The sequence below is a fragment of the Afipia birgiae 34632 genome, from assembly GCF_000308295.2.
Taxonomy (GTDB): domain Bacteria; phylum Pseudomonadota; class Alphaproteobacteria; order Rhizobiales; family Xanthobacteraceae; genus Afipia; species Afipia birgiae.
On the sequence record NZ_HG326652.1, the window covers coordinates 380,580 to 400,931 of the forward strand.

A 20,352-nucleotide genomic window follows, 5' to 3' on the forward strand; every position below is an offset into this window, starting at 1 on the left:
GCCTTCACCCGAAATTTACTACCGTGCAGGCAAATAGAGGGCAGGGGACTTTCTCCATTCACAGGATTCGACGACCAGTGATCCGGTTCTGAAGGATCGCTATGGGACACCAAGCCATGCAGCACAAAATTCTCCTTGCCGAAGACGACAACGACATGCGCCGCTTTCTGGTCAAGGCGCTGGAGAATGCCGGCTTTCAGGTCTCGTCCTACGATAACGGGCTGTCAGCCTATCAGAGGCTGCGCGAAGAACCTTTTGAAATGCTTCTAACCGACATCGTGATGCCGGAAATGGACGGCATCGAATTGGCACGCCGCGCCTCCGAGCTGGATCCCGATATCAAGATCATGTTCATCACCGGCTTTGCGGCGGTGGCGCTGAATTCCGACTCCGAGGCGCCGAAAAACGCCAAGGTGCTGTCCAAGCCCGTGCATTTGCGCGAATTGGTCAGCGAAGTGAACAAGATGCTGGCGGCCTGATTCGGCGGCCGGCTTGGGGTAAATTTGCCCCGAAAACACGGTTTCCTGTCCTTGCCTGCGGCAGTCCAAGCCGATATAGGGACGCATCCCGGCACAAGTGGTCTTAAGGGCGCGTAGCTCAGCGGGAGAGCACCTCGTTGACATCGAGGGGGTCACAGGTTCGATCCCTGTCGCGCCCACCATCTTTCCCGATGCCGATTGTCGCATCCGAGAGACGCTTCCTATCCACTCCTCCCATCCATTATAAGCCTTGGCAGGCCCTGCAATGCCTGCCGTCTCGCTGTGGAACCCTGACCGCCTTGCCCGACGTGGCTGAAGTTAAAGGCCAGCAGCGGCTGATAGGCCGTCTTGTACGAAAGCGACTTCGGAAACGAATAAGGCCCGGCATCTGCCGGGCTATTTGTTCCGCAGTATACTTTACTGCGGAGAGCCACCGATCGCGCGGCGGATCAGACGTCCGTGGTCTTCGACTTCTCCAGCATGCGCGTGGCGCGAGAACGGATCGTCGCCTGAACGCCGTGAGCGAGTGCGGCCAGCAGCCAGGGCAGCATGACCTCGAGCTTGACGTGGTCCTCTGCGACGTCGATCGTTCCGCTCACATGCTGTTTCAGTGCGGTCAGCTGAAACGCCAGGCGATCGCCGCTCCAGATCTCCTCATTCACCTGGAGAATCTTTGCGTATTCCGAGCGAACGCTGCCGAGCCCGGCCTTGAGGCGGCGGGCCGCTTCCTCCTTGCCGAGCTTGTGGGGAATGGAGACGATGAACGGTTGAGCCAATGTCGCTGCCTCGGAACAATGCGATCCATATTCAGGAGCCGACTATAGCAATTCGGCGCGGAGACGGCGGCGAATATCCGCCTCGCGACATTTTAATGTTCATTAACGCTGAGGCGTACCGCCGCGTGCGGGTCGGGCTCGCTCGTGGTAATTTTCAGCATGCTCCGTCTTGTGACAGTCGCGTCTGTGCTGTCGAACACCGGTGTGCGTCCCGCGCCGGTGATCGATACGACCGATGACGCCGCGGCCGGCTATTGGGCTAACCGCCTCAATGTTTCGCCGCAGGATCTCGCCGCCGCGATTGAAGAGGTTGGACCGGCGGTCGCAGCCGTGCGCCGGCACCTCGGCAAATAGCGGGCGCTCATGCGCTATGCAAAAAGCCCGGCGCGGGGCCGGGCCCGTTTCGCAAATTGATCGGAAGACCAGCTTAGCTCGCCGCTAGTCGCACTGCTGATAGCTGGACGACGTACACTTCTGTGCCTTCGCACGCGCCTCCGCAATTTGCTGCGGGCTGAGCTCGCTGGAGACTGTGGCGAGTTTTTTCTTGGCGTCGGCATTGCCCTGCGTCGCAGCGATGTCATACCACATATACGCTTTTGCGATGTCGTCGGATTCCTTGCCTTCACCTTTGTAATACAGGCTTCCCAGCAACACCTGCGCGTCCGTATTGCCTTGCTTCGCAGCGAGCCGGCTCCACTTCTGCGCTTGCTTGCGGTCTTTGGAGACGCCAAGTCCCATCTTGTGCATCAATGCGATGCGATACTGCGCGACGGCATTTCCCTTTTCAGCAAGCGGGCGAAACAGTTTCGCTGCAAGATGCAATGCAAACATTCTCAATCCGCGCACGCGCTTAGGGCACGCGTTGATACGCGCGCCCTTTCGCTATTCATTTGTTCAGGATTGGTAGTAGTCGCGCAATGATCTGCGCCGGCGCGGCTGCCGGTTGAGCATCAAGGCAAGTGCGAAACCAACCGCACCCGCGACGAGCAGCGCGCCGAGCGGCTGTTCGCGAACGGTGGATGCCACTGCCTTGGTGCCGTCGCGATAGATGTCGCTACCGGTATCAAGCGCGTCCTTGGCGTAGTCGCTTGCCGCGTCGCCAATGTCGCGCGCGGCATCTTTTGCCTGACCGTAGAGATTTTGTACGGTTCCCGCGGCTTCGCGCGCGCGCCCCGATGCTTCGGCTGACGCGTCGCCCGCTGCACGGCCAATTACACCTTCGACTTTGCCTGCGGCGTCCTTCGCGGCGCCTGTGATCCGATCCTTGTCCATCGTCATGTTCTCCGGGGGCTGATGGACCGACAACGGCCTGGCCTGCCATGGGTTCCGTCACAAGGTGTCGTAATCTCGGAACAATAGAAAAGGGCCCGCTCAGTGAGCGGGCCTTTCGCGTCTCGTCTGTCACTTGTTGTCTGTCAGCTTTTGATGAACGCCAGCAGGTCCGCGTTGATCGTCTCAGCCTCCGTCGTGGGCATGCCGTGCGGAAAACCCTTGTAGGTTTTCAGGGTGCTGTTCTTCAGCAGCTTGGCCGACAGCGGTCCTGAATCGGCGTACGGCACGATCTGGTCGTCATCGCCGTGCATTACCAGCACCGGCACCGTGATCTTCTTCAGGTCTTCGGTGAAGTCCGTCTGTGAGAAGGCGACAATGCCGTCATAGTGGGCCTTGGCGCCACCCATCATGCCCTGACGCCACCAGTTCTGGATGATGCCTTCCGATGGCTTCGCGCCCGGCCGGTTGTAACCATAGAACGGTCCCTCCGGCAGATCACGATAGAACTTGGCGCGGCTTGCAGCGAGTTGCGCCTGCAATCCGTCGAAGACTTCCTTCGGTAAACCGCCCGGATTGCTTGCGGTTTTCACCATGATTGGCGGCACGGCGCTGACGATTGCTGCCTTTGCCACCCGGCTTTCACCATGGCGCGCGATATAATGCACGACCTCGCCGCCGCCGGTGGAATGGCCCACATGCACGGCGTCTTTCAGATCGAGATGCGCCGTCAGTGCAGCGAGATCGTCTGAGTAGTGATCCATGTCGTGGCCGTCGGCGGTCTGGGTCGAGCGGCCGTGACCGCGGCGGTCATGGGCAATCACCCGGAAGCCCTTGCTCAGGAAGAAGAGCATCTGTGTGTCCCAATCGTCTGCCGAGAGCGGCCAGCCATGGCTGAAAACGATGGGCTGTCCCGAGCCCCAGTCCTTGTAAAAGATTTCAGTGCCGTCTTTGACTTTAATCGTGGGCATTGTGCTTGTTCCCTCTCGCCTCAAAGAAACAGATTACCCCGGCGAAGAGGAGCCTAGCCTTTCCCGATGGCAATTGCGCGACCGTCATTGGTCGTAGTTGCTTCGCACGAAGGGCAATATCGATTAAGGCCAACTCGCTCTCCGATTGGCGCGCGGCGAAGGCCGCGGCATAGCCAATGCCGCGCGAGTGTACGCAGTGGCCCCCGGGCAAGATTGAACAGATGCATCGCGTCTATCACTATCGCCTCACAATCCCTTGCGGGGTCAACGAAAGCGGCGGCGCTGTTGCCAGCGCCGCCGAATGTCGATCAGCCGTGGAGCTTCTTCGCAGTTTCCGCGATGGTGCGGCCCTGATAGCGCGCGCCATCGAGTTCGTTCTGGCTTGGCTGGCGGCGGCCGTCGCCGTCGGTGATGGTAGTCGCGCCATAGGGCGAGCCGCCGGTCACTTCCTTGACGCCCATCTGGCCGGCGAAGCCGTAGTTGAGGCCGACCACAACCATGCCGAAGTGCAGCAGGTTGGTGATGATCGAGAACAGCGTGGTCTCCTGGCCGCCGTGCTGCGTAGCGCTTGATGAGAATGCGCCGCCGACCTTGCCATGCAATGCGCCCTTCATCCACAGGCCACCGGCCTGATCGAGGAAGTTGGCCATCTGCGACGAGACGCGGCCGAAGCGGGTGCCGGTGCCAACGATGATTGCGTCGTAGTTCGTCAGATCCTCGATCTTGGCAACCGGAGCAGCCTGATCGACCTTGTAGTACGACGCCTTCGCGACGTCGGGTGGAACGAGTTCGGGCACGCGCTTGATGTCGACGGTTGCGCCGGCCTCGCGGGCGCCCTCGGCGACAGCATTCGCCATCGCTTCGATGTGTCCGTAGGCGGAATAGTAAAGTACGAGAACCTTGGCCATGACGGCCTCCTTCAGTTTTTCAGAGTTGAATGGGGAAAGTTTGGAGGAATGGATGCGGCTTACGCCGCATCCACCAGCACGAGTTCGGTGTCTTCCAGCGCGGTGATCTTCACCGACGCCTCTTTCTGGACGGCGACGCCGTCGCGGGTGTTGGCGCGCACGCCGTTCACCTCGACGCTGCCGCTGGCCGGCACGAGATAGCCGTAGCGCTTCTCGCCGAGGGCATATTCAGCGGTCTCGCCGGCCTTCAGCGTGGTGGCCAGCACGCGTGCATCGGCGCGGATCGGCAGCGCATCGTTGTCGGCCTTGAAGCCGCTGGCGATGGTGACGAATTTGCCGGAGCGGTCGGCCTTGGGGAACGGCTTCGCGCCCCAGCACGGCTGTCCACCTTCCTGCGTCGGCACGATCCAGATCTGGAAGATCTTGGTCGTCACCGGCTCGAGATTGTATTCGGAGTGGCGAATGCCTGAGCCCGCGCTCATCACCTGTACGTCGCCAGCCTCGGTGCGGCCCTTGTTGCCGAGCGAGTCCTGATGCGTGATCGCGCCTTCGCGCACGAAGGTGATGATTTCCATGTTGGCATGAGGATGCGCAGGGAAACCGGTGTTCGGCGCGATCTCGTCGTCGTTCCAGACGCGCAGGCTGCCGTGGCTGATGTTGTCCGGATCGTAGTGGCTGCCGAACGAGAAGTGATGCTTGGCCTTGAGCCAGCCGTGGTCGGCATTGCCGAGTTTGTTGAAAGGGCGAAGTTCGATCATGGGATGTTCCTCTTCTTGCGCAATTTGCGTCGGAGCGTCGCCTTTAGGCCGTTGCTTCGTTCGCGTTGCCATTCGACGGGCTATGGATAAGCGCTCCCGAATGGTGCATAAATAGAAACTATTGAAACTCATTGTTTCCATTTATCACCCTTGAAGGACGGCCCACATGTCCAGGCTCCCGGACTTCGAGGCGCTCGCGATTTTCGCGAAAGTCGTGGAAATGCGGTCGTTTGCAGGGGCTGCGGCCGAGCTGGCGCTGTCGAAAGCGACCGTTTCCAAGGCTGTCAGCCGGCTTGAGGAACGACTAGGCGCGCGGTTGTTCAACCGCACCTCGCGGCAACTAGCGCTCACCGATGCCGGTCAGAAACTGGCCGAACGCGCGGCGCAACTGCTGATGGATGGTGAGGCGCTGGAGAGCGAAGCGCTGGCGCAATCATCCGTGCCGCGCGGACTGGTGCGCTTCGCTGTGCCGATGACCTATGGCGTTCGGGTCATTGCACCCTTGCTGCCGGAGTTTCTTAGCGCCTATCCCGAAGTTTCCATCGACCTGCATCTGAGCGATGCCATGGTCGATCTGATCGGAGACGGTTTCGATGCCGGCATCCGCATTGCACGCTTGCCGGATTCGTCGCTGGTTGCGCGCCGGTTGTGCGGCGTGCGGCGCTACACGGTGGCTGCACCGTCTTACCTCAAGAAGCACGGCCGACCGATACATCCGATGCATCTCGCCGAGCACAAGTGCTTCGGTTACGCGTATCTCTCGACGCCGGGCGTGTGGCACTACGTCAACGCGGCCGGTGAGCAGGCGACGGTGCGGCCCTCGGGGCAATTGCGTGTCAATAATGGCGAGGCGCCGATGCCCGCGCTGCTGGCCGGGCTCGGCATTGCTGATCTGCCGGATTTCATTGTCGGCGACGCCGTTGCGGATGGGCGGCTCGAGGTGATCCTCAAGGACTGGAAGCAGCCTGAAGGCGCGGTGCATCTGGTGATGCCGCCGGGTGGCCCGCGTCCGGCGCGCGTCGAGGTGCTCGCGGATTTTCTCGCCGAAAAGCTCGGCCGCACCAGACGTGCCACGCGATAGGACCCGATCACGTTCCTGTTCCGCGCTGGATCGGCAGCGCAAGTCTGCGTAACATGTGCCCCCATCCTGGAAGGTTTCCCTGAATGCGCAATTTCATCTCGCCGTCCCGCTCGATTGCAGTGGGAGAACGCGGCATGGCCGCGACCTCGCACCCGCAGGCAACCCTCGCCGCGCTCGATATCTTGAAAGCCGGCGGCAACGCCATGGATGCCGCCATTGCGGCGGTTGCCTTGCAGGGCGTGGTCGAGCCGCAGATGACCGGCATCGGCGGCGATTGCTTTGTGCTGTATTCACCGAGAGCGGGCGCGCCGGTATCTCTGAACGGCTCGGGCCGCACGCCGGCGAAGACCGATCTCGCCAAGACAATGGCCAAGGGCGCGAAGGCTCTGACGCCGACATCGATCGAAGGCATCACCGTTCCGGGTGCAATCGATGCATGGTGCAAGCTCGCTGCGAAGCACGGAAGCAAATCGCTGGAAGAGATCTTCAAGCCGGCGATCGATGCCGCCGAGCATGGTTTCCGCATCACACCGCGCGTCGCGTCAGACTGGTCGCGCAATCGCGCGCGGCTTGAAAGCAATCCGGCGGCGAAAGAACAGTACCTGCCCGGCGGCATCGCGCCGGCCATCGGCGACCGGCGCAGCCAGCCAGCGCTCGGCAAGACGCTGCGACGCATCGCGCGCGAGGGCCGTGCGGCCTTTTATGAGGGCGAAGTCGCAGAGGAACTTGCAAGCGTGCTGCAGGCGCTAGGCGGTACGCATACTGTCGCGGATTTTGCCGCGAACGCGCCGGAAGATGTGACGCCTATTTCCACCAGTTATGGCGGTCACGACGTGCTCGAATGTCCGCCGAACGGGCAGGGGCTGGCGGCGCTGATGATCCTGCGCACGCTGGCGGGTTACGACATCAAGGCGCTTGCGGAAGTCGATCGCGTGCATCTGCTGGCGGAAGCGACCAAAGCGGCCTACCGCGCGCGTGATGCATTCTTCTGCGATCCCGTGCACGGCAAGGTCGATTCGGCGCATTTTCTCTCGGACGCGTATATCGGCGCGATCCGCAGCAAGATCGACATGAAGCGCGCCAGCGCGGCCGTCGACTGGGACGATATCGAACACAAGGATACGGTCTACGTCACGGTGGTGGACCGCGATCTCAATGCGGTGTCGTTCATCAATTCGCTGTTTCAGCCGTTCGGCAGCGGCATCTATGCGCCGAAGTCCGGTGTGCTGCTGCATAACCGCGGCTGGGGCTTCCGGCTTGAGCCGGGTCATCCCAACGCGCTTGGGCCGAACAAGCGGCCGATGCACACCATCATTCCTGGCATGGTGATGAAGAACGGACGCTGCATGATGCCGTTTGGCGTCATGGGTGGGCATTATCAGGCGACCGGCCACGGAAACTTTCTCTCCAACGTGTTCGATCTCGGCATGGACATCCAGGCCGCATCCGAAGCCCCGCGCTCGTTCGCGTTCGAAGGCGTGCTGTCGCTGGAGCCGACCTTCGGAAAGGAGATCGGCACTGAACTCGCCGCGCGCGGTCACGACGTGAAATGGGCCGACGCCGCAATCGGCGGCTGCCAGGCGATCTGGATCGATCACGAGCGCGGCGTCCTGCTCGGCGCAACCGACCATCGCAAGGATGGTGTCGCGCTCGGCATTTGAGCACTCGTTCCGGACGCACGGCGTGCGTCCGGCGGCACATCAATCGGCGCGGATACTGCCGCGCGCGACTGTCAGGTCATGTATTGCCGTACTTCATGAAGAAGCACCGCCTCTCGCCGGAGAGGTTGTGGCATCGCCATGTCTTGCCGTCTTCGCTTGGCGTTGCTTGCTCGAACGGAACCAGCTCCTTGAATCGCGTGAGCCAGATTCCATCGGATCTGACCTGCACTTCGTCAGACCCGAGTTGCTCGCAATCGCTCGGTCCACAACAGTGAACGCCATGGGATCCTTTGTAGGAACCTTCGGCGATCCAGTTCGGTCGTCCATCCGCGTCATGCGCAAGGCAGACGCGGGTCACCAGCAGTCCGACTGCCAGAAACAAGAAAATGACTGATCGCATCACATCACCTCCTTGGGGAGATGCGAAGCATCAATCGTGCCAAATGAAGGGCCGCAAATCTCGGCTGTGAGCCCGGGCTGCAAAGGTCGCCCATGGAGAATCGGATTACCGGTGAATGGGTTGCTTCACATTCTGCGCGGTTCCACGAAAGCGTGTTAGCCTGCAGCATAAAAATAAAATCAGGGAGGCATCATGAATCGGCGCGAAGTTTTGAAGGCGGCTGCGGTTCTGCCGTTGTCGCAGGTTGCGTTGTATACGCTCTCCGGCACTTCCCATGCGCAGGCGGCATGGCCGTCGCGCAACATCACCATGATCGTACCGTTTCCGGCCGGCGGACAGGCGGATCTTGCGGCGCGTCCGGTGGCGCTGGCGCTGGAACGCATTCTCGGCAAGACCGTGATCGTCGACAACCGCGCCGGTGGCGGCGGCGGTTCGGTCGGCAATGCCGCGGCTGCGCGTGCCGAGCCAGACGGCTACACGCTGCTGATGACGCTCTCGTCGCTGGCGGTGCTGCCGGAAGCTGACCGGCTGTTCGATCGCCCGGTCGCTTACGAGATGTCGCAATTTGCGCCGGTGGCGCGGGTGCTGGCCGATCCGACTATGCTGGCGGTCCCGGCGTCCGCGCCGTGGAAAGCGGTGAAGGATTTCGTTGAGGATGCGAAAGCGCGTCCGGGCCAGATTCCTTACGGGTCGTCCGGTCCCTACGGCACGCTGCACATCGCGATGGAAATGTTCGCGGCCAGCGCCGGTATCAAACTGCTTCACGTGCCGTTCCGCGGCGCAGGCCCTGCGCTGACCGGGCTGCTTACCGGCACGGTGCAGGCGGTGGCCTCCGCGCCGGGCACACTTCGCGCGCAGGTCGATGCCGGCAAGATGCGCGTACTGGCGGGATGGGGCGCGAAGCGCGTCGCGAGTTTTCCCGACGTGCCGACGTTTCAGGAGCTCGGCTACAAGGACGTCGAGTTCTACATCTGGGCCGGCTTGTTCGCGCAGACCGCGTTGCCTGCGCCGATCATGACAAGGTTGCGCGAGGCGATGGGCGAGGCGGTGCGCGCGCCGGAAGTGGTGAAGACCTTCGAGACCGCGGGCAGTCCGGTCGCCTACCTGGATGCGCCGGAATTTGCGAAGTTCGTCGAAGCCGACAGCGCGCGGCTGATCGCTGCAGTGAAGAAGATCGGCAAGGTGGAGTAGAAAGACGTTTTACTCGGCGTCATTGCGAGCGTAGCGAAGCAATCCAGTCTTGGGAAAAGAAAATCTGGATTGCTTCGTCCCGCTACGCTCCTCGCAATGACAGCTGGAACGTCGCTCACACCACTTCGCTCTGCTCTCGTATCTCGCTGACGTCGACCCATTCCGCATTGGTCAATTCGGCCATGCGTGCGGGCGAGATGCGTACGGCGCTGTTGATCGAGCCGGCGGCCGGCACGACTTCGCTGAAGGCCTTCAGTGAAATGTCGCAATAGACCGGCAGCTGTATCTTCAGCCCGAACGGGCAGATGCCGCCGACCGGATGGCCGGTGGCGTCCAGCGCTTCTTCCGCATTGAGCATGCGTGGTTTGCCGCCAAACACCGCACGCGCCTTCTTGTTGTCGAGCCGCGCGGTGCCGCAGGTCACCACCAGCAGCACGCGGTCGCCGACGCGCAGGGACAGTGTCTTGGCGATCTCCGCCGGTGTTACGCCAAAGGCTTCGGCGGCCAGTGCTACGGTGGCTGAACTCTTGTCGGATTCAATCACGACAATGTCGGGCGCGTTGCTTGCGAAGAACGCGCGAACGGATTCAACGGTCATGCTTCTATAATTCCAGAGGTGTTGCTTTATGCGGCCTTATGCACGGTCGGGCCTCAAATGCCCAGCAGCTTGCGCGCATTGGCCTTCAGCACCTTCGGCCGCACCTCGTCGCGGATGTCGAGTTTCTCGAAATCCGCCATCCAGCGGTCCGGCGTGATCACCGGCCAGTCCGATCCGAACAGCATCTTGTCCTGCAGGATGGTGTTGACGTAGCGCACCAGAATGGGCGGGAAATATTGCGGCGACCATCCGGAGAGGTCGATATAGACATTCGGCTTGTGGGTCGCGACCGACAGCGCTTCCTCCTGCCAGGGGAAGGACGGATGCGCGAGAATGATTTTCATGTCGGGAAAATCCACCGCGACATCGTCGATATACATCGGGTTGGAATATTTCAGCCGCATGCCGTTGCCGCCGCGCATGCCGGAGCCGACGCCGGTCTGGCCGGTGTGAAACAGCGCAATCGATCCGGATTCGGCAATCGCCTCATAAAGCGGATAAGCCATCCGGTCGTTCGGATAAAAGCCCTGCATGGTGGGATGGAATTTGAATCCCTTGATGCCGTAGTCGGCGGCAAGTTTTCGCGCCTCGCGTGCGCCGAGCTTGCCCTTGGCGGGATCGATGCTCGCGAATGGAATCAGCACATCGGAATTCTGCGCCGCCAGTTCTGCCATCTCGTAATTATTGTAGCGGCGGAAGCCGGTCTCGCGTTCAGCATCGACGGGAAAGATCACCGCGCCGATTTTCTTGGCGCGGTAGTAGGCCGCGGTCTCCGGCACGGTGGGCGGATGCTTGTGCGGCGACTTGAAATATTCCGACATCGCGGCCTGAAAATCGTCATAGCCGTCATCGCCGTGGGTGCCGCAAGGCTCCTCGGCGTGGGTGTGGATGTCGATGGCGATCAGGTCGTCCGGATTAAGCATGCGCATCTCCCGGCTAAGGCGATCCCGCATCAAAAAGCGGGACGCCGTGAATTGATTATAATTTATAATCAATTCACGCCGGGACGCAACGCGCAGCTTCAGTTGTTGGCGGTGGTCTGGGTCCTGATGTCCTGTGCGGTGCGTTTCAGCGCCACCAAAAACTTCTTCTTCGCTTCGGCCTCGGTCACTGTGCCCGAAATGGTGTTGATGCTGACGGCGGCCACCACATGGCCGGCCTGATCGCGCACCGGCACCGCGATGCCGCAGATCGCGGGATCGAGCTCGCCGTCGATCCAGGCGTAACCCTGCTGCTCCACCCGCGCGAGTTCCTCGCCGAGTTTGATCGGGCAGATCACGGTGCGGGGAGTCACCTGCTTGAATTCGGTGCTGGAGAGATATTGCGCGCGCTGTTCCGGCGGCAGTGCTGCCAGCAGCACGCGGCCCAGCGAAATCAAATGCGCGGGCAGGCGGCTGCCGATGCCGAGATTGGCGGAGAGAATACGCCGTGCAGGCAGACGCAGCGCATAGACGATTTCAGTCTCGTCGAGCACGGCCAGCGCGCAGGATTCACCGATGTCGTTGCGAAGATCCTCGAGAGCGCGCTGCGCGTAGCCCCAGTAGGGCAGTGCGTTGAGATAGGACAATCCGAGGCCGAGCGCGCGGGGACGCAGGCTGAAGTAGCGGCCGTCTGCCTCGCAGTACTTCAGCGCCACCAATGTCGCCAGCATGCGTCGCGCGGTCGCGCGTGTCAGTCCGGCCGCCACGGCGGTTTCGGAGAGCGTGTGCCGTCCGGGTGGACGCCCCAGCGCCTCGACCACAGAAAATCCCCGTGCAATGGCGCGGACGAAACTGTCGCTTTCCTTGGACATTCAAGTTCCTCTCATCTTCCGGCTTGTCAGGTCCGAAAAGCCGGACCATAGTGTTCGTGTGGTGACGATAAAGTTCGCCTGATGAACATTAGATGAGAGATTGCCATGGCGCAAGCACAAGCTTTCGAGACCGATTTCTGGAAGGACGAGAATTTGCGAAAGGTCTGGGACGAGATCGTTCCAGGTGAACCGCGCAAGACGATCCCCTACCTGTTGACGAAGGAAGCCATCGCGCTCCTTTGCAAGGCTGTCGGTGAAACCAATCCCCTTTATCTCGACGAGGCTTATGCGAAGACCACGCCTTGGGGCGGGATTATCGCGCCGCCGTCGATCCACATCCTGCTGATGTTCTCCTGCACTGAAGCAGATGACTGGATGCGGTCACCCGGCACCGTGAATGCCGGACAGTCCTGGAGCTACAACAAGCCCGCGCGGCCCGGCGACACCATCACGCTGCAGGCCCGAGCGCTCGACAAGTTCATCAAGCGCGAGCGGCTGTTCGTGGTCCACGACAATGTCTTCTTCAATCAGCATGGCGACGTGATCTGTTCCGGCCGCGGCCAGACCATCCGGCCGATGTAAGCGAACGCGAGGAGTCCAAACATGACGACGACATTCGAAACCCTCTCGGTCGGCGACAGCATCGACGGCCCGAAGTTCTCTGTCTCGCGCGAATCCATTCGCTTGTTTTGCGATGCATCGCTCGATTACAACCCGCTGCATCTCGACGACAATTACATGAAGGGCGATTTCGGCAAGACCAATTTCGGCGGCATCATCATGCACGGCATGAACAACTTCGGGCTGATCACCCGGATGCTGACCGACTGGGCGTATCCTGCAGGCGCCATTCATCGCCGCCTCGAAACGCGATGGGTCAAGCCGGTGAAGCCGGGCGACACCATTCAGCCAGCGGGAATCATCAAGGCCAAGCAGGTCACCAAGAATTCACGCTTCGTCCTGATCGACGTGCTGGTGAAGAACCAGAACGGCGAAAAGGTCGCTGTCGGCGAAGCCATGGTGGAATTCCCCGTCGCAGCAGCGGCAGCCTGACCGGAGTTGAAGCGCGATGTCGATCGCGATCATAGGAGCAGGGGTTGGCGGTTTGACGGCGGCGTTGTCTTTGCACGCCGCCGGCCAGGGCGACATTCTCCTGCTCGAGGCAGCGCGCGAAATTCGCGACGTCGGCGTCGGCATCAACCTGCCGCCGCATGCCGTTCGCGAATTGAGCGAACTGGGTCTCGGCGACGTGCTTGAGAAAGCCGGCGTGCCGACCAGTGAACTGGCCTATTACGATCCCACAGGTCGCCTGATCTGGGCAGAGCCGCGCGGGCTCGACGCCGGTTACAAATGGCCGCAATACTCCATTCATCGCGGCACACTGCAACGGCTTCTCGTTGAGGCCGTGCGCGAACGTCTGGGTCCATCGTCGATCCGGATCGCGCAACGCGTGACGGGCGTGAGCACCGCGGATGGCAACAAGGCCGTGATCGCGGCGATCGATCAGACCGCGGCGGATCGTGCGGTATCTTATACCGCCGATGTCGCGATTTGCGCCGACGGCATCCGCTCGCCGGCGCGCGACAGTCTGTATGGTGCGGTCACGCCGCTCGCATCGAACGGCTGGGTCATGTACCGCGGCGTCACGACATCCGCGCCGTTTCTTACCGGGCGCTCGATGGTGATCATCGGCGACGAAACCCAGCGGGTCGTGGTCTATCCGATCGCGGACGGCGTGATTAACTGGCTGCTGGTTCGACCGAAGGACGCGACGCGCGCCGAGGCCGAGCTCGGAAACTGGAATGTTCCGGTGTCGACCAGCGCCATCGCGGCGTTCGTGAAGGACTATCGCTTCGATTGGCTGGACGTGCATCACCTGGTGGCGTCGTCGTCGGAATCTTACGAATACCCGATGGCGGACATCGATCCGTTGCCGCGCTGGATTTTCGGACGGTGCGCACTGCTCGGGGATGCCGCGCATGCGATGTACCCGTTCGGCTCCAATGGCGCGTCGCAGGCGATCCTCGATGCGCGTGTGCTGGCCTACGAACTGGCGACAGCGGGGACGATCGATGACGCATTGCGCGCTTATGATGCGCAACGCCGTCCGGTCGCCAGCGAAGTACAACTCGCAAACCGGCGGCAGGCCGGTGACGTGATGGCGCGGGTGAGCGCACTGGCGCGCAGCGGCGCGCATGGCGATGCTGCGACCGAACTTCAGGACGTCGAGCGTCGCTACAAACAGCTTGCGGGCTTCGATGTCGATGCCCTGAACACCCGGAAATCGTGGAGCGTTTCAGCCGCTTCGCGATAGACGACCGACAAAAGCTGGAAGCAATCCGGGCCATGAGGGAGATGAGAATGAGCCGGTACTTGAATGCGATGCGATCTGGATTGCTCGCGATCGGAATAATCGCGATGCCACAGTTGGCGGTCGCCCAGGATTCGTACCCGGCCCGGCCGATCAAGCTGCTGGTCGGCTTCGCGGCGGGTGGTGCGACCGATACGACATTCCGCAAGCTCGGTGAACTCGCTGCCAAGGATCTTGGCCAGCCGATCATCATCGAGAATCGACCGGGCGCAGGCGCGACGCTGGCGCCATCGACGATGGCGAAAACGGAAGCGCCCGATGGTTACACCATCGCGGCCGCAACAGCCGGATTGCTGCGCTATCCCTATATGCAGAAGGTCGACTGGGATCCGATCAAGGACTTCACGTGGATCGCGGGCCTCGGCGGCTACACCTTCGTGCTCGCGGTCAATGCCGACTCGCCGATCAAGACCACCGCTGATCTGGTGGCCTACGCCAAGAAAAATCCTGACAGTCTGACGGTCGCCACTGCAGGCGCGGGCACGACAATGCACCTTCTGGCGGAAGCTCTTGCCGGCATGGCCGATGTGAAGATCACCCATGTCGGATACAAGGGCAGCAGCGAAGCTGTCACGGCGATCCTCGGCGGCCACACCATGGCGACGGTCGATGCCATCGGCACCATTCTGCCCTATGTCGAGTCGGGCAAGATGCGCGTGCTGTTGTCGTTCGATCCGCAGCCGGTCGCGTCGCTGCCCGGCGTGCCGACGGCGAAGAGCCTAGGTTACGATCTCGTCTATCCCGCACCGTATGGACTTGTGGGACCGAAGGGAATGCCGCCGGCTGTTGTCGACAGATTGTACAAGGCGTTCAAGGCTGCGGCCGACAGCGATGAGTACAAGAAGCTGCTGGTGACCTTGGGTCAGACCCAGTGGCAGAAGCCGCCCGGCGAATACCAGCAGTGGGCCAGTGAGTTCTACGTGTCCGAGCGCTCGCTGGTCGAGCGCGCCAAATTGCTGCGTCAGCCGTAACATCGGCTGCCATGCGCGAAACGCGATAGCGTCATACCAACGTGAGTCAGGTTGAAATCATGAAGTCAGTCGTTGCTGCAATCCTGTGCGTGTTCATGCTCGGCACCGCCTCCGGCGATGCCAGGGCCAACGAACAGTTTCCGCCCAACAGCATCAAGATTATCGTGCCGTTTCCGGCGGGCGGCACCACGGACATCCTGGCGCGTTTTGTCGCGCAGTATCTCGGCGACAAGCTCGGCGTCACGACCATCGTCGAGAACCGGGCCGGCGCGTCGGGGACTATCGGTTCCGAGATGGTGGCGAAGTCGCCTAATGACGGCAGCGTGCTGCTGTTGACCGCGACCCATCACGTCATCAACCCGAGCCTGTATGTGAAGCTGCCATACGACACGCAAAGGGACTTCTCGCCGATCGCTGTGGTCGCGAGCGCGCCGAATGCGTTGGTGGTCAACAAAGACTTCCCGGCGAAGACCGTTGCCGACCTGATCGCAATGGCGAAGAAGGAGCCTGGTAAACTGTCGTTCGGCTCGGCCGGCATCGGCGGCGCCAATCATCTGTCAGGCGAACTGTTCAAGCAGATGGCGGGCGTCGACATTGTGCACGTTCCTTATAAGGGCGCTGCGCCTGCGATGAACGATCTGATCGGCGGACATATTCCGATCATGTTCGACACGCTCCCGACGGTGCTGCCGGCTGCTGCTGCGGGCACCATCCGCGTGCTGGCCGTAACCAGCAAGGAACGCGCGGCGTCGCTGCCAAATGCTCCGACGCTCGATGAGTCTGGCGTGAAGGGTCTCGAAGCCACCGCGTGGTTCGGCCTCTATATGCCTGCGGCGAATGGCAACGCGGCTTACACCAAGCTGGTTGCGGCGATGAAGGAGATCCTTGCAGCGTCCCAGACGCGCGAAAAATTCGCGACACAGGGCGTCGAGCCCGGCAAACTCGCCGGCCCGGATTTCGCAAAGTTCGTGGATGCCGAAATCAACAAGTGGGCTGGCGTCGTGAAGACCGCCAACGTGCCACAGCAATAAGAACCGGTTTCAAGATCGCAGAAAGCCCGCTCCGGATAACCACGGGCGGGCTTTTGTTATGGATAAATAGCTGGATTGGAAAAAGCGCGAATCTTGTCGCGATTAGTGGGTCGGGGTGCCGTCGGGACCATGCGTTGTGATGGTCTGGCCCGTCGTTATCCCGGCTTTGGCCATCACATGGGGACTTGGCCCGACAACGTCGGTCGCGAGTCCGAGTTTCTCGAACAATCGGATGGTCAACCAGGTGGTGTCGAACTCCCACCACTTGTGACCGTGACGCGCGGAACGCGGATCAGCGTGGTGATTGTTATGCCAGCCTTCGCCGTGTGCGAGCAGGCCGATGAAAACATTGTTCCGGCTGTCCTCGTCGGTCTTGTAATTCCGGTAGCCCCAAAGGTGAGTCACGGAATTCACCGCCCAGGTCTGATGCCAGACGAACACCGTGCGGACGAATACGCCCCAGACCAGAATGCTCAACCCGAACTGCAGGGCCTGCATTGCCGTGCCGCCCATCGCCAGTTCGGCGAGAAAGCCGAGGCCGAAAAACACCACCCACTGGATGAGGATGATCTTGAGCTGAAGCCAGTTGCGCTCGAGCGCGACGTAGAACGGGTCGCGCAGGATGTCCTTGGCATAGCGGTCGTAGATTCCGAGGCGATTCAACTCCGGGTTCTTGATCACCACCCAACCGATGTGGCCCCAGAGAAAATTCACCAGCGGGCTATGCGGATCGGGTTGTTCATCGGCGTGCTGATGATGTCGGCGATGCACCGCGACCCAGCGGGCCGGCGTGTCTTGCACACAGCAAACCGCGATGACCGCCAGCGTATGCTCGAACCACTTCGGGCACTTGAAGCCGCGATGGGTGAGGAGACGGTGGTAGCAGATGTTGATGCCCAGCAGTCCGGATAGCCGCGCTGTCACGATGGCGACGAACACGCCGGTCCAGCTGAAATACCAAGGGATGAAGGCGAGCAGCGCCGCCAGATGGTAGAACAGGATAGGGAGCGCTGTGCCCCAATCGATGCGGTTCAGATTGACGCCCGCGGGCAGCGGCAGTCGGCCGGATAGCCTGGGCTCCGCAGCGCCGCTGAGCGGTACGGCCTTCGCAGCCGCCGGACGAGGTGTGGTCATTTCGGCGGTCAACGGTCCAGATCTGCCTTTCGGGGGGCGAAAGCCATGTTTAACGCATGCGCGGCCGAAGTTGAAGAACGGCGTATACGAATGGCTCTAGAGGTTTGATTAGAGAGAGATTTGGGCCGTGAAAAGTCCGAAAACAGGTTCCAATCGGGTCATTTTGCCCCGGTTTGAGCTGTTGAATTGGCCTGATCGGATTGACATTTGTGCCCGCGATGGCATAGAAACCGCCTGTCTCGCGCGGCCCTTGGCCTGCGGGATATGCCCATCAACCAACGGTTCATACTCGGCCCTGCAACGCGGCCTTCCAGAGAGCATTGTCCCATGAAGGTCCGTAATTCGCTGAAGTCCCTGCGCGGCCGTCACCGCAACAACCGTCTGGTCCGCCGCAAGGGCCGGGTTTACGTCATCAACAAGGTTCAGCGCCGCTTCAAGGCGCGCCAGGGTTGATCGAAACAGGCGATTTTTCGCCCGTTTATTCCATGACGTGTGCTGCCGCTCGAGGTGGCAGGTTTCTCATAATCACAGTCGTTTGACGCCGCTTGTGCTTTGCACGCGGCGCTTTCCGCGTTTAGACTTTCCGTCATGGTATTGCGGTCCACAACCACGGCGAACGGGATGCGGCTTTTAAAGCTCGCGATTGGCGTTGTTGTGCTCGCGGGATTGGCCGTAGCGCCCGCCGCTGCACAGGCTCCGCAAGTCACGCCGCCGGGCAAGCAGAAAAAACTGCCGCAGCCGCCCGCCAAGCTGCCGCGTGTCTTCGGCGACAAGACCAAGAATCTCGACTTCCTGTTCGGGGCGCTGAAGGCTGCACCGGACCAGGAAAGCGCCAAGGCCGTCGAAGCCCGAATCTGGGCTTTGTGGACCGCGACGCCAAGCGACACCGCGGCGCTTCTGATGGCGCGGGCCAAGCTCGCGATGGACGGTAAGGACACCGATGTCGCGCTGAAACTGCTCGATGCCGTCATCAAGCTGCGCCCCGACTATATCGAGGCCTGGAATCGGCGCGCGACGATCTATTACCTGCAGAATGATTACAGCCGCTCGATGGAAGACATCCGGCAGGTTCTGATTCGCGAGCCGCGCCATTTCGGCGCCTTGGCTGGTCTCGGGATGATCATGCAGGAAACCGGCGACGAAAAACATGCGCTGGAGGCTTTCCGCAAGGCGCTTGCCATCAATCCCTACCTCGAACGTGTGCCCGATCTTGTGAAGTCGCTGTCCGAGAAGGTCGAGGGCCGCGATATTTAACCGGACATGTGATCCGGCCCGTTTCGCTGGCCGGCTCGACTATGACGCGACACCTATTCATCAGCGGTCCGTATTTTCCGCGGGCAGATCGTTCTCCGGATTCTTTCCATGATCGTCTTGGCTGTGTGGTTGCGCTCGCGGTGCTGGCGCTGGTCACGCAGGCCGGCCTGTCGGCTGCAGCTTGATTGGTCCCCTCACAGGCATGCATTGACGTGGTTGGCGAACAGCCGGAATGATCACCGCAAAATTGCAAGGGATTCCGCGCGGCGGAAATCACGGCTCGCGTTGATCTGGATGCAGTGCGGTGGTAGGCCCGCGCCTTTCGCAGCGCACACACGCCGCATTCAGAAATTGCGATCGGGAGATCACCATGAAAGCTTCGTCATTGAGTTTTTTTGCCGCCGTCATCGCTGTGCTGATTGGAATGTCCTGGGGCATCGTCATGGCCATTTCTAAGGACCATTCCGCGATGCCTGCACATGCTCATCTCAACCTGCTCGGTTGGGTGTCATTGTTTCTCTTCGGGATTTTTTATCGCCTCCATCCCTCCCTAGAAGTGTCGCGCACCGCATTGATGCAGATCTGGGTCTGGATCATCGGCACGATTTCGCTGACCGTCGGTGTCGCGATGCTGCATGCGGGCAACCAAGCGGGTGAGCCTTTCGCCGGCATCGGATCGTTCGTCCTGCTTGGCGACATGGTGCTGTTCGGCTGGCTGGTGGTTCGGTATGAGCAGCGCCGCAGCGGGATACCGTCGTCGCAGCCCGCTGAGTAATTTTATGCGCGCTGCGATCCGCCGTTCGGTCATGAACGCTGACCTTGATTGGTTGCTGGCAATCTGAAATCTCGGAAAAAGCATGTGCGATCGGCGCGTGCTTAGAGAGAAATTTTTCTTTTCGTTCACGATGCGATGAGCATCATACTGCTGCCATCGATCAATGATGGGGTGTCGGCGTTAGACGTGTCCTTTTCTTGCTCCAGCAGAATGAAGGTCCGACAATGGCATCCACATCAACCAGCGACAATGTATTCAACAAGGCGGCGGAAACGATTCCGTTTCCAGATCTGGCGCGCGTCAGCGAGATCAATGGAACCATGCTGAATGAAACCGCGAAATTCAACGCGCAGGTCGGCACGGCCATGCAAAACATCGGCAAGGAATGGTCGGAGTTTGTCGGCAAAAGGCTGCGCGAGGACGTCCAGTTATTCCGGACAATCCATGACTGCCGCTCGATGCAGGATTTGCAGCAGGCCTATGCTCAGTTCTGGCAGACCGCGTTCGCGCAGTATGGCGAAGAAGCGCAGCGGATGCTGCGGCTCACTCAAGGGACTGTCGAAGATGTGACCCGCGCGGCGCAGGAAGCGCGCGAAACGACAGTCCACGCAGCCGACAAGGCCGCTTGAGAACAGCCTGTCCGCACACTATGACTGTTTTGTGCCCGATACGTCGGGCGCGATAGCTCGGCATGCAAGATTTCAGGGCGCGCCGAGTGAATGTCTCGACTCGTCGATGCTGCGACGAGTCCGAAAAGCGCTTGCTAATAGATAAAATTATACAAGATGATATCTCGAATGGTCATTCAACCTGACCTATGGGAGCGCTCACTTGCCCAAATAACGACTTCTCGCGCTGGTGGGGCTGGCATAGGGTAGTCCGGGTTGCAGCCGTGTCGTCTTTTGAGATGCGAGCGGCTCTCTCTCTCTCTC

Annotated in this window: 25 protein-coding genes and 1 tRNA gene; 15 read left to right on the plus strand and 11 right to left on the minus strand. The window is 60.9% G+C overall.

Annotated elements, in window-relative coordinates; all coding sequences use genetic code 11:
- The first annotated feature begins 116 nt into the window (after nucleotides 1-116).
- Both cpdR and BN32_RS01735 read left to right on the plus strand, forming a co-directional pair.
- Complete coding sequence (gene cpdR, locus BN32_RS01730; protein ID WP_002713397.1) at nucleotides 117-479, plus strand: cell cycle two-component system response regulator CpdR; 363 nt, start codon at nucleotides 117-119, stop codon at nucleotides 477-479.
- Nucleotides 480-586: 107 nt separating this feature from the next.
- Nucleotides 587-661 (plus strand) — tRNA-Val (locus BN32_RS01735).
- Nucleotides 662-928: 267 nt separating this feature from the next.
- Here the strand turns inward: BN32_RS01735 and BN32_RS01740 are convergent.
- On the minus strand, nucleotides 929-1,255 hold the full coding sequence (locus BN32_RS01740) for a polyhydroxyalkanoic acid system family protein (protein ID WP_019195522.1): 327 nt from the start codon (nucleotides 1,253-1,255) through the stop codon (nucleotides 929-931).
- 159 nt (nucleotides 1,256-1,414) lie between these two features.
- Here BN32_RS01740 and BN32_RS01745 point away from each other — a divergent pair, with 159 nt between their 5' ends.
- Nucleotides 1,415-1,609 (plus strand): DUF3606 domain-containing protein, encoded by a 195-nt coding sequence (locus BN32_RS01745; protein WP_019195523.1) that lies wholly within the window; start codon nucleotides 1,415-1,417, stop codon nucleotides 1,607-1,609.
- Between the two features lie 84 nt (nucleotides 1,610-1,693).
- Here BN32_RS01745 and BN32_RS01750 read toward each other — a convergent pair whose 3' ends face one another.
- From BN32_RS01750 to BN32_RS01770, 5 genes are all read right to left on the minus strand, one after another.
- On the minus strand, nucleotides 1,694-2,086 hold the full coding sequence (locus tag BN32_RS01750) for a tetratricopeptide repeat protein (RefSeq protein ID WP_019195524.1): 393 nt from the start codon (nucleotides 2,084-2,086) through the stop codon (nucleotides 1,694-1,696).
- A 63-nt stretch (nucleotides 2,087-2,149) separates the two neighbouring features.
- On the minus strand, nucleotides 2,150-2,527 hold the full coding sequence (locus BN32_RS01755; RefSeq protein ID WP_040425847.1) for a CsbD family protein: 378 nt from the start codon (nucleotides 2,525-2,527) through the stop codon (nucleotides 2,150-2,152).
- A 143-nt stretch (nucleotides 2,528-2,670) separates the two neighbouring features.
- Nucleotides 2,671-3,495: an alpha/beta fold hydrolase gene (locus tag BN32_RS01760; RefSeq protein WP_019195526.1), complete on the minus strand. Its 825-nt coding sequence runs from the start codon at nucleotides 3,493-3,495 to the stop codon at nucleotides 2,671-2,673.
- A 308-nt stretch (nucleotides 3,496-3,803) separates the two neighbouring features.
- Nucleotides 3,804-4,403, minus strand: coding sequence for an NAD(P)H:quinone oxidoreductase (wrbA, locus tag BN32_RS01765; RefSeq protein ID WP_019195528.1), 600 nt, complete (start codon nucleotides 4,401-4,403; stop codon nucleotides 3,804-3,806).
- 59 nt (nucleotides 4,404-4,462) lie between these two features.
- Nucleotides 4,463-5,161, minus strand: a complete 699-nt coding sequence (locus tag BN32_RS01770) for a pirin family protein (RefSeq protein ID WP_019195529.1) — start codon at nucleotides 5,159-5,161, stop codon at nucleotides 4,463-4,465.
- 166 nt (nucleotides 5,162-5,327) lie between these two features.
- Here BN32_RS01770 and BN32_RS01775 point away from each other — a divergent pair, with 166 nt between their 5' ends.
- Both BN32_RS01775 and BN32_RS01780 read left to right on the plus strand, forming a co-directional pair.
- Nucleotides 5,328-6,242 carry a LysR family transcriptional regulator gene (locus tag BN32_RS01775; RefSeq protein WP_019195530.1) on the plus strand — a complete coding sequence of 305 codons (915 nt, stop codon included), beginning with the start codon at nucleotides 5,328-5,330 and terminating at the stop codon, nucleotides 6,240-6,242.
- A gap of 83 nt (nucleotides 6,243-6,325) precedes the next feature.
- A complete protein-coding gene (locus BN32_RS01780) occupies nucleotides 6,326-7,903 on the plus strand; it encodes a gamma-glutamyltransferase family protein (RefSeq protein WP_019195531.1) in 1,578 nt (525 codons plus the stop codon).
- A gap of 76 nt (nucleotides 7,904-7,979) precedes the next feature.
- Here BN32_RS01780 and BN32_RS01785 read toward each other — a convergent pair whose 3' ends face one another.
- Nucleotides 7,980-8,303 carry a hypothetical protein gene (locus tag BN32_RS01785; protein WP_019195532.1) on the minus strand — a complete coding sequence of 108 codons (324 nt, stop codon included), beginning with the start codon at nucleotides 8,301-8,303 and terminating at the stop codon, nucleotides 7,980-7,982.
- 192 nt (nucleotides 8,304-8,495) lie between these two features.
- On the opposite strand from BN32_RS01785, the gene BN32_RS01790 reads away from it, so the two are divergent.
- Entirely contained in the window at nucleotides 8,496-9,494 is a 999-nt protein-coding gene (locus BN32_RS01790; RefSeq protein ID WP_019195533.1) for a Bug family tripartite tricarboxylate transporter substrate binding protein, read from the plus strand.
- 115 nt (nucleotides 9,495-9,609) lie between these two features.
- Here the strand turns inward: BN32_RS01790 and BN32_RS01795 are convergent, their stop codons facing one another.
- From BN32_RS01795 to BN32_RS01805, 3 genes are all read right to left on the minus strand, one after another.
- A complete protein-coding gene (locus BN32_RS01795; RefSeq protein ID WP_019195534.1) occupies nucleotides 9,610-10,092 on the minus strand; it encodes a YbaK/EbsC family protein in 483 nt (160 codons plus the stop codon).
- 53 nt (nucleotides 10,093-10,145) lie between these two features.
- Entirely contained in the window at nucleotides 10,146-11,015 is an 870-nt protein-coding gene (locus BN32_RS01800) for an amidohydrolase family protein (RefSeq protein WP_040425848.1), read from the minus strand.
- Between the two features lie 98 nt (nucleotides 11,016-11,113).
- The gene (locus BN32_RS01805; RefSeq protein ID WP_019195536.1) at nucleotides 11,114-11,884 is read right to left on the minus strand and encodes an IclR family transcriptional regulator domain-containing protein; all 771 of its coding nucleotides are present in this window, start codon (nucleotides 11,882-11,884) and stop codon (nucleotides 11,114-11,116) included.
- Between the two features lie 105 nt (nucleotides 11,885-11,989).
- On the opposite strand from BN32_RS01805, the gene BN32_RS01810 reads away from it, so the two are divergent.
- Genes BN32_RS01810 through BN32_RS01830 form a run of 5 tightly spaced genes read left to right on the plus strand, consistent with a single transcriptional unit; the run spans nucleotide 11,990 to nucleotide 16,257 of the window.
- A complete protein-coding gene (locus BN32_RS01810; RefSeq protein ID WP_019195537.1) occupies nucleotides 11,990-12,466 on the plus strand; it encodes a MaoC family dehydratase in 477 nt (158 codons plus the stop codon).
- A 21-nt stretch (nucleotides 12,467-12,487) separates the two neighbouring features.
- Nucleotides 12,488-12,937, plus strand: a complete 450-nt coding sequence (locus BN32_RS01815; RefSeq protein ID WP_019195538.1) for a MaoC family dehydratase — start codon at nucleotides 12,488-12,490, stop codon at nucleotides 12,935-12,937.
- Nucleotides 12,938-12,953: 16 nt separating this feature from the next.
- Complete coding sequence (locus tag BN32_RS01820; protein ID WP_019195539.1) at nucleotides 12,954-14,198, plus strand: FAD-dependent monooxygenase; 1,245 nt, start codon at nucleotides 12,954-12,956, stop codon at nucleotides 14,196-14,198.
- A gap of 47 nt (nucleotides 14,199-14,245) precedes the next feature.
- Entirely contained in the window at nucleotides 14,246-15,226 is a 981-nt protein-coding gene (locus tag BN32_RS01825; RefSeq protein WP_040425338.1) for a tripartite tricarboxylate transporter substrate binding protein, read from the plus strand.
- Between the two features lie 59 nt (nucleotides 15,227-15,285).
- On the plus strand, nucleotides 15,286-16,257 hold the full coding sequence (locus tag BN32_RS01830) for a tripartite tricarboxylate transporter substrate binding protein (protein ID WP_019195541.1): 972 nt from the start codon (nucleotides 15,286-15,288) through the stop codon (nucleotides 16,255-16,257).
- Nucleotides 16,258-16,359: 102 nt separating this feature from the next.
- Here the strand turns inward: BN32_RS01830 and BN32_RS01835 are convergent, their stop codons facing one another.
- On the minus strand, nucleotides 16,360-17,391 hold the full coding sequence (locus BN32_RS01835; protein WP_040425340.1) for an acyl-CoA desaturase: 1,032 nt from the start codon (nucleotides 17,389-17,391) through the stop codon (nucleotides 16,360-16,362).
- 327 nt (nucleotides 17,392-17,718) lie between these two features.
- Between BN32_RS01835 and ykgO the strand changes: the two genes are divergently transcribed.
- From ykgO to BN32_RS01855, 4 genes are all read left to right on the plus strand, one after another.
- A complete protein-coding gene (gene ykgO / locus BN32_RS01840) occupies nucleotides 17,719-17,844 on the plus strand; it encodes a type B 50S ribosomal protein L36 (protein ID WP_002718645.1) in 126 nt (41 codons plus the stop codon).
- Between the two features lie 168 nt (nucleotides 17,845-18,012).
- Complete coding sequence (locus BN32_RS01845; RefSeq protein ID WP_019195543.1) at nucleotides 18,013-18,645, plus strand: tetratricopeptide repeat protein; 633 nt, start codon at nucleotides 18,013-18,015, stop codon at nucleotides 18,643-18,645.
- A 370-nt stretch (nucleotides 18,646-19,015) separates the two neighbouring features.
- Nucleotides 19,016-19,420 (plus strand): hypothetical protein, encoded by a 405-nt coding sequence (locus tag BN32_RS01850; protein WP_019195545.1) that lies wholly within the window; start codon nucleotides 19,016-19,018, stop codon nucleotides 19,418-19,420.
- A 224-nt stretch (nucleotides 19,421-19,644) separates the two neighbouring features.
- The gene (locus tag BN32_RS01855; protein ID WP_019195546.1) at nucleotides 19,645-20,049 is read left to right on the plus strand and encodes a phasin family protein; all 405 of its coding nucleotides are present in this window, start codon (nucleotides 19,645-19,647) and stop codon (nucleotides 20,047-20,049) included.
- The last annotated feature ends 303 nt before the right edge of the window (nucleotides 20,050-20,352 follow it).

Bases quoted from the DNA above. Each gene is read 5' to 3' on its own strand.
- cpdR (WP_002713397.1), top strand. From the start codon at position 117: ATGCAGCACAAAATTCTCCTTGCCGAAGACGACAACGACATGCGCCGC.
- BN32_RS01745 (WP_019195523.1), top strand. From the start codon at position 1,415: ATGCTCCGTCTTGTGACAGTCGCGTCTGTGCTGTCGAACACCGGTGTG.
- BN32_RS01750 (WP_019195524.1), bottom strand. From the start codon at position 2,086: ATGTTTGCATTGCATCTTGCAGCGAAACTGTTTCGCCCGCTTGCTGAA.
- BN32_RS01755 (WP_040425847.1), bottom strand. From the start codon at position 2,527: ATGGACAAGGATCGGATCACAGGCGCCGCGAAGGACGCCGCAGGCAAA.
- BN32_RS01760 (WP_019195526.1), bottom strand. From the start codon at position 3,495: ATGCCCACGATTAAAGTCAAAGACGGCACTGAAATCTTTTACAAGGAC.
- wrbA (WP_019195528.1), bottom strand. From the start codon at position 4,403: ATGGCCAAGGTTCTCGTACTTTACTATTCCGCCTACGGACACATCGAA.
- BN32_RS01770 (WP_019195529.1), bottom strand. From the start codon at position 5,161: ATGATCGAACTTCGCCCTTTCAACAAACTCGGCAATGCCGACCACGGC.
- BN32_RS01775 (WP_019195530.1), top strand. From the start codon at position 5,328: ATGTCCAGGCTCCCGGACTTCGAGGCGCTCGCGATTTTCGCGAAAGTC.
- BN32_RS01780 (WP_019195531.1), top strand. From the start codon at position 6,326: ATGCGCAATTTCATCTCGCCGTCCCGCTCGATTGCAGTGGGAGAACGC.
- BN32_RS01785 (WP_019195532.1), bottom strand. From the start codon at position 8,303: ATGCGATCAGTCATTTTCTTGTTTCTGGCAGTCGGACTGCTGGTGACC.
- BN32_RS01790 (WP_019195533.1), top strand. From the start codon at position 8,496: ATGAATCGGCGCGAAGTTTTGAAGGCGGCTGCGGTTCTGCCGTTGTCG.
- BN32_RS01795 (WP_019195534.1), bottom strand. From the start codon at position 10,092: ATGACCGTTGAATCCGTTCGCGCGTTCTTCGCAAGCAACGCGCCCGAC.
- BN32_RS01800 (WP_040425848.1), bottom strand. From the start codon at position 11,015: ATGCTTAATCCGGACGACCTGATCGCCATCGACATCCACACCCACGCC.
- BN32_RS01805 (WP_019195536.1), bottom strand. From the start codon at position 11,884: ATGTCCAAGGAAAGCGACAGTTTCGTCCGCGCCATTGCACGGGGATTT.
- BN32_RS01810 (WP_019195537.1), top strand. From the start codon at position 11,990: ATGGCGCAAGCACAAGCTTTCGAGACCGATTTCTGGAAGGACGAGAAT.
- BN32_RS01815 (WP_019195538.1), top strand. From the start codon at position 12,488: ATGACGACGACATTCGAAACCCTCTCGGTCGGCGACAGCATCGACGGC.
- BN32_RS01820 (WP_019195539.1), top strand. From the start codon at position 12,954: ATGTCGATCGCGATCATAGGAGCAGGGGTTGGCGGTTTGACGGCGGCG.
- BN32_RS01825 (WP_040425338.1), top strand. From the start codon at position 14,246: ATGAGCCGGTACTTGAATGCGATGCGATCTGGATTGCTCGCGATCGGA.
- BN32_RS01830 (WP_019195541.1), top strand. From the start codon at position 15,286: ATGAAGTCAGTCGTTGCTGCAATCCTGTGCGTGTTCATGCTCGGCACC.
- BN32_RS01835 (WP_040425340.1), bottom strand. From the start codon at position 17,391: ATGACCACACCTCGTCCGGCGGCTGCGAAGGCCGTACCGCTCAGCGGC.
- ykgO (WP_002718645.1), top strand. From the start codon at position 17,719: ATGAAGGTCCGTAATTCGCTGAAGTCCCTGCGCGGCCGTCACCGCAAC.
- BN32_RS01845 (WP_019195543.1), top strand. From the start codon at position 18,013: ATGCGGCTTTTAAAGCTCGCGATTGGCGTTGTTGTGCTCGCGGGATTG.
- BN32_RS01850 (WP_019195545.1), top strand. From the start codon at position 19,016: ATGAAAGCTTCGTCATTGAGTTTTTTTGCCGCCGTCATCGCTGTGCTG.
- BN32_RS01855 (WP_019195546.1), top strand. From the start codon at position 19,645: ATGGCATCCACATCAACCAGCGACAATGTATTCAACAAGGCGGCGGAA.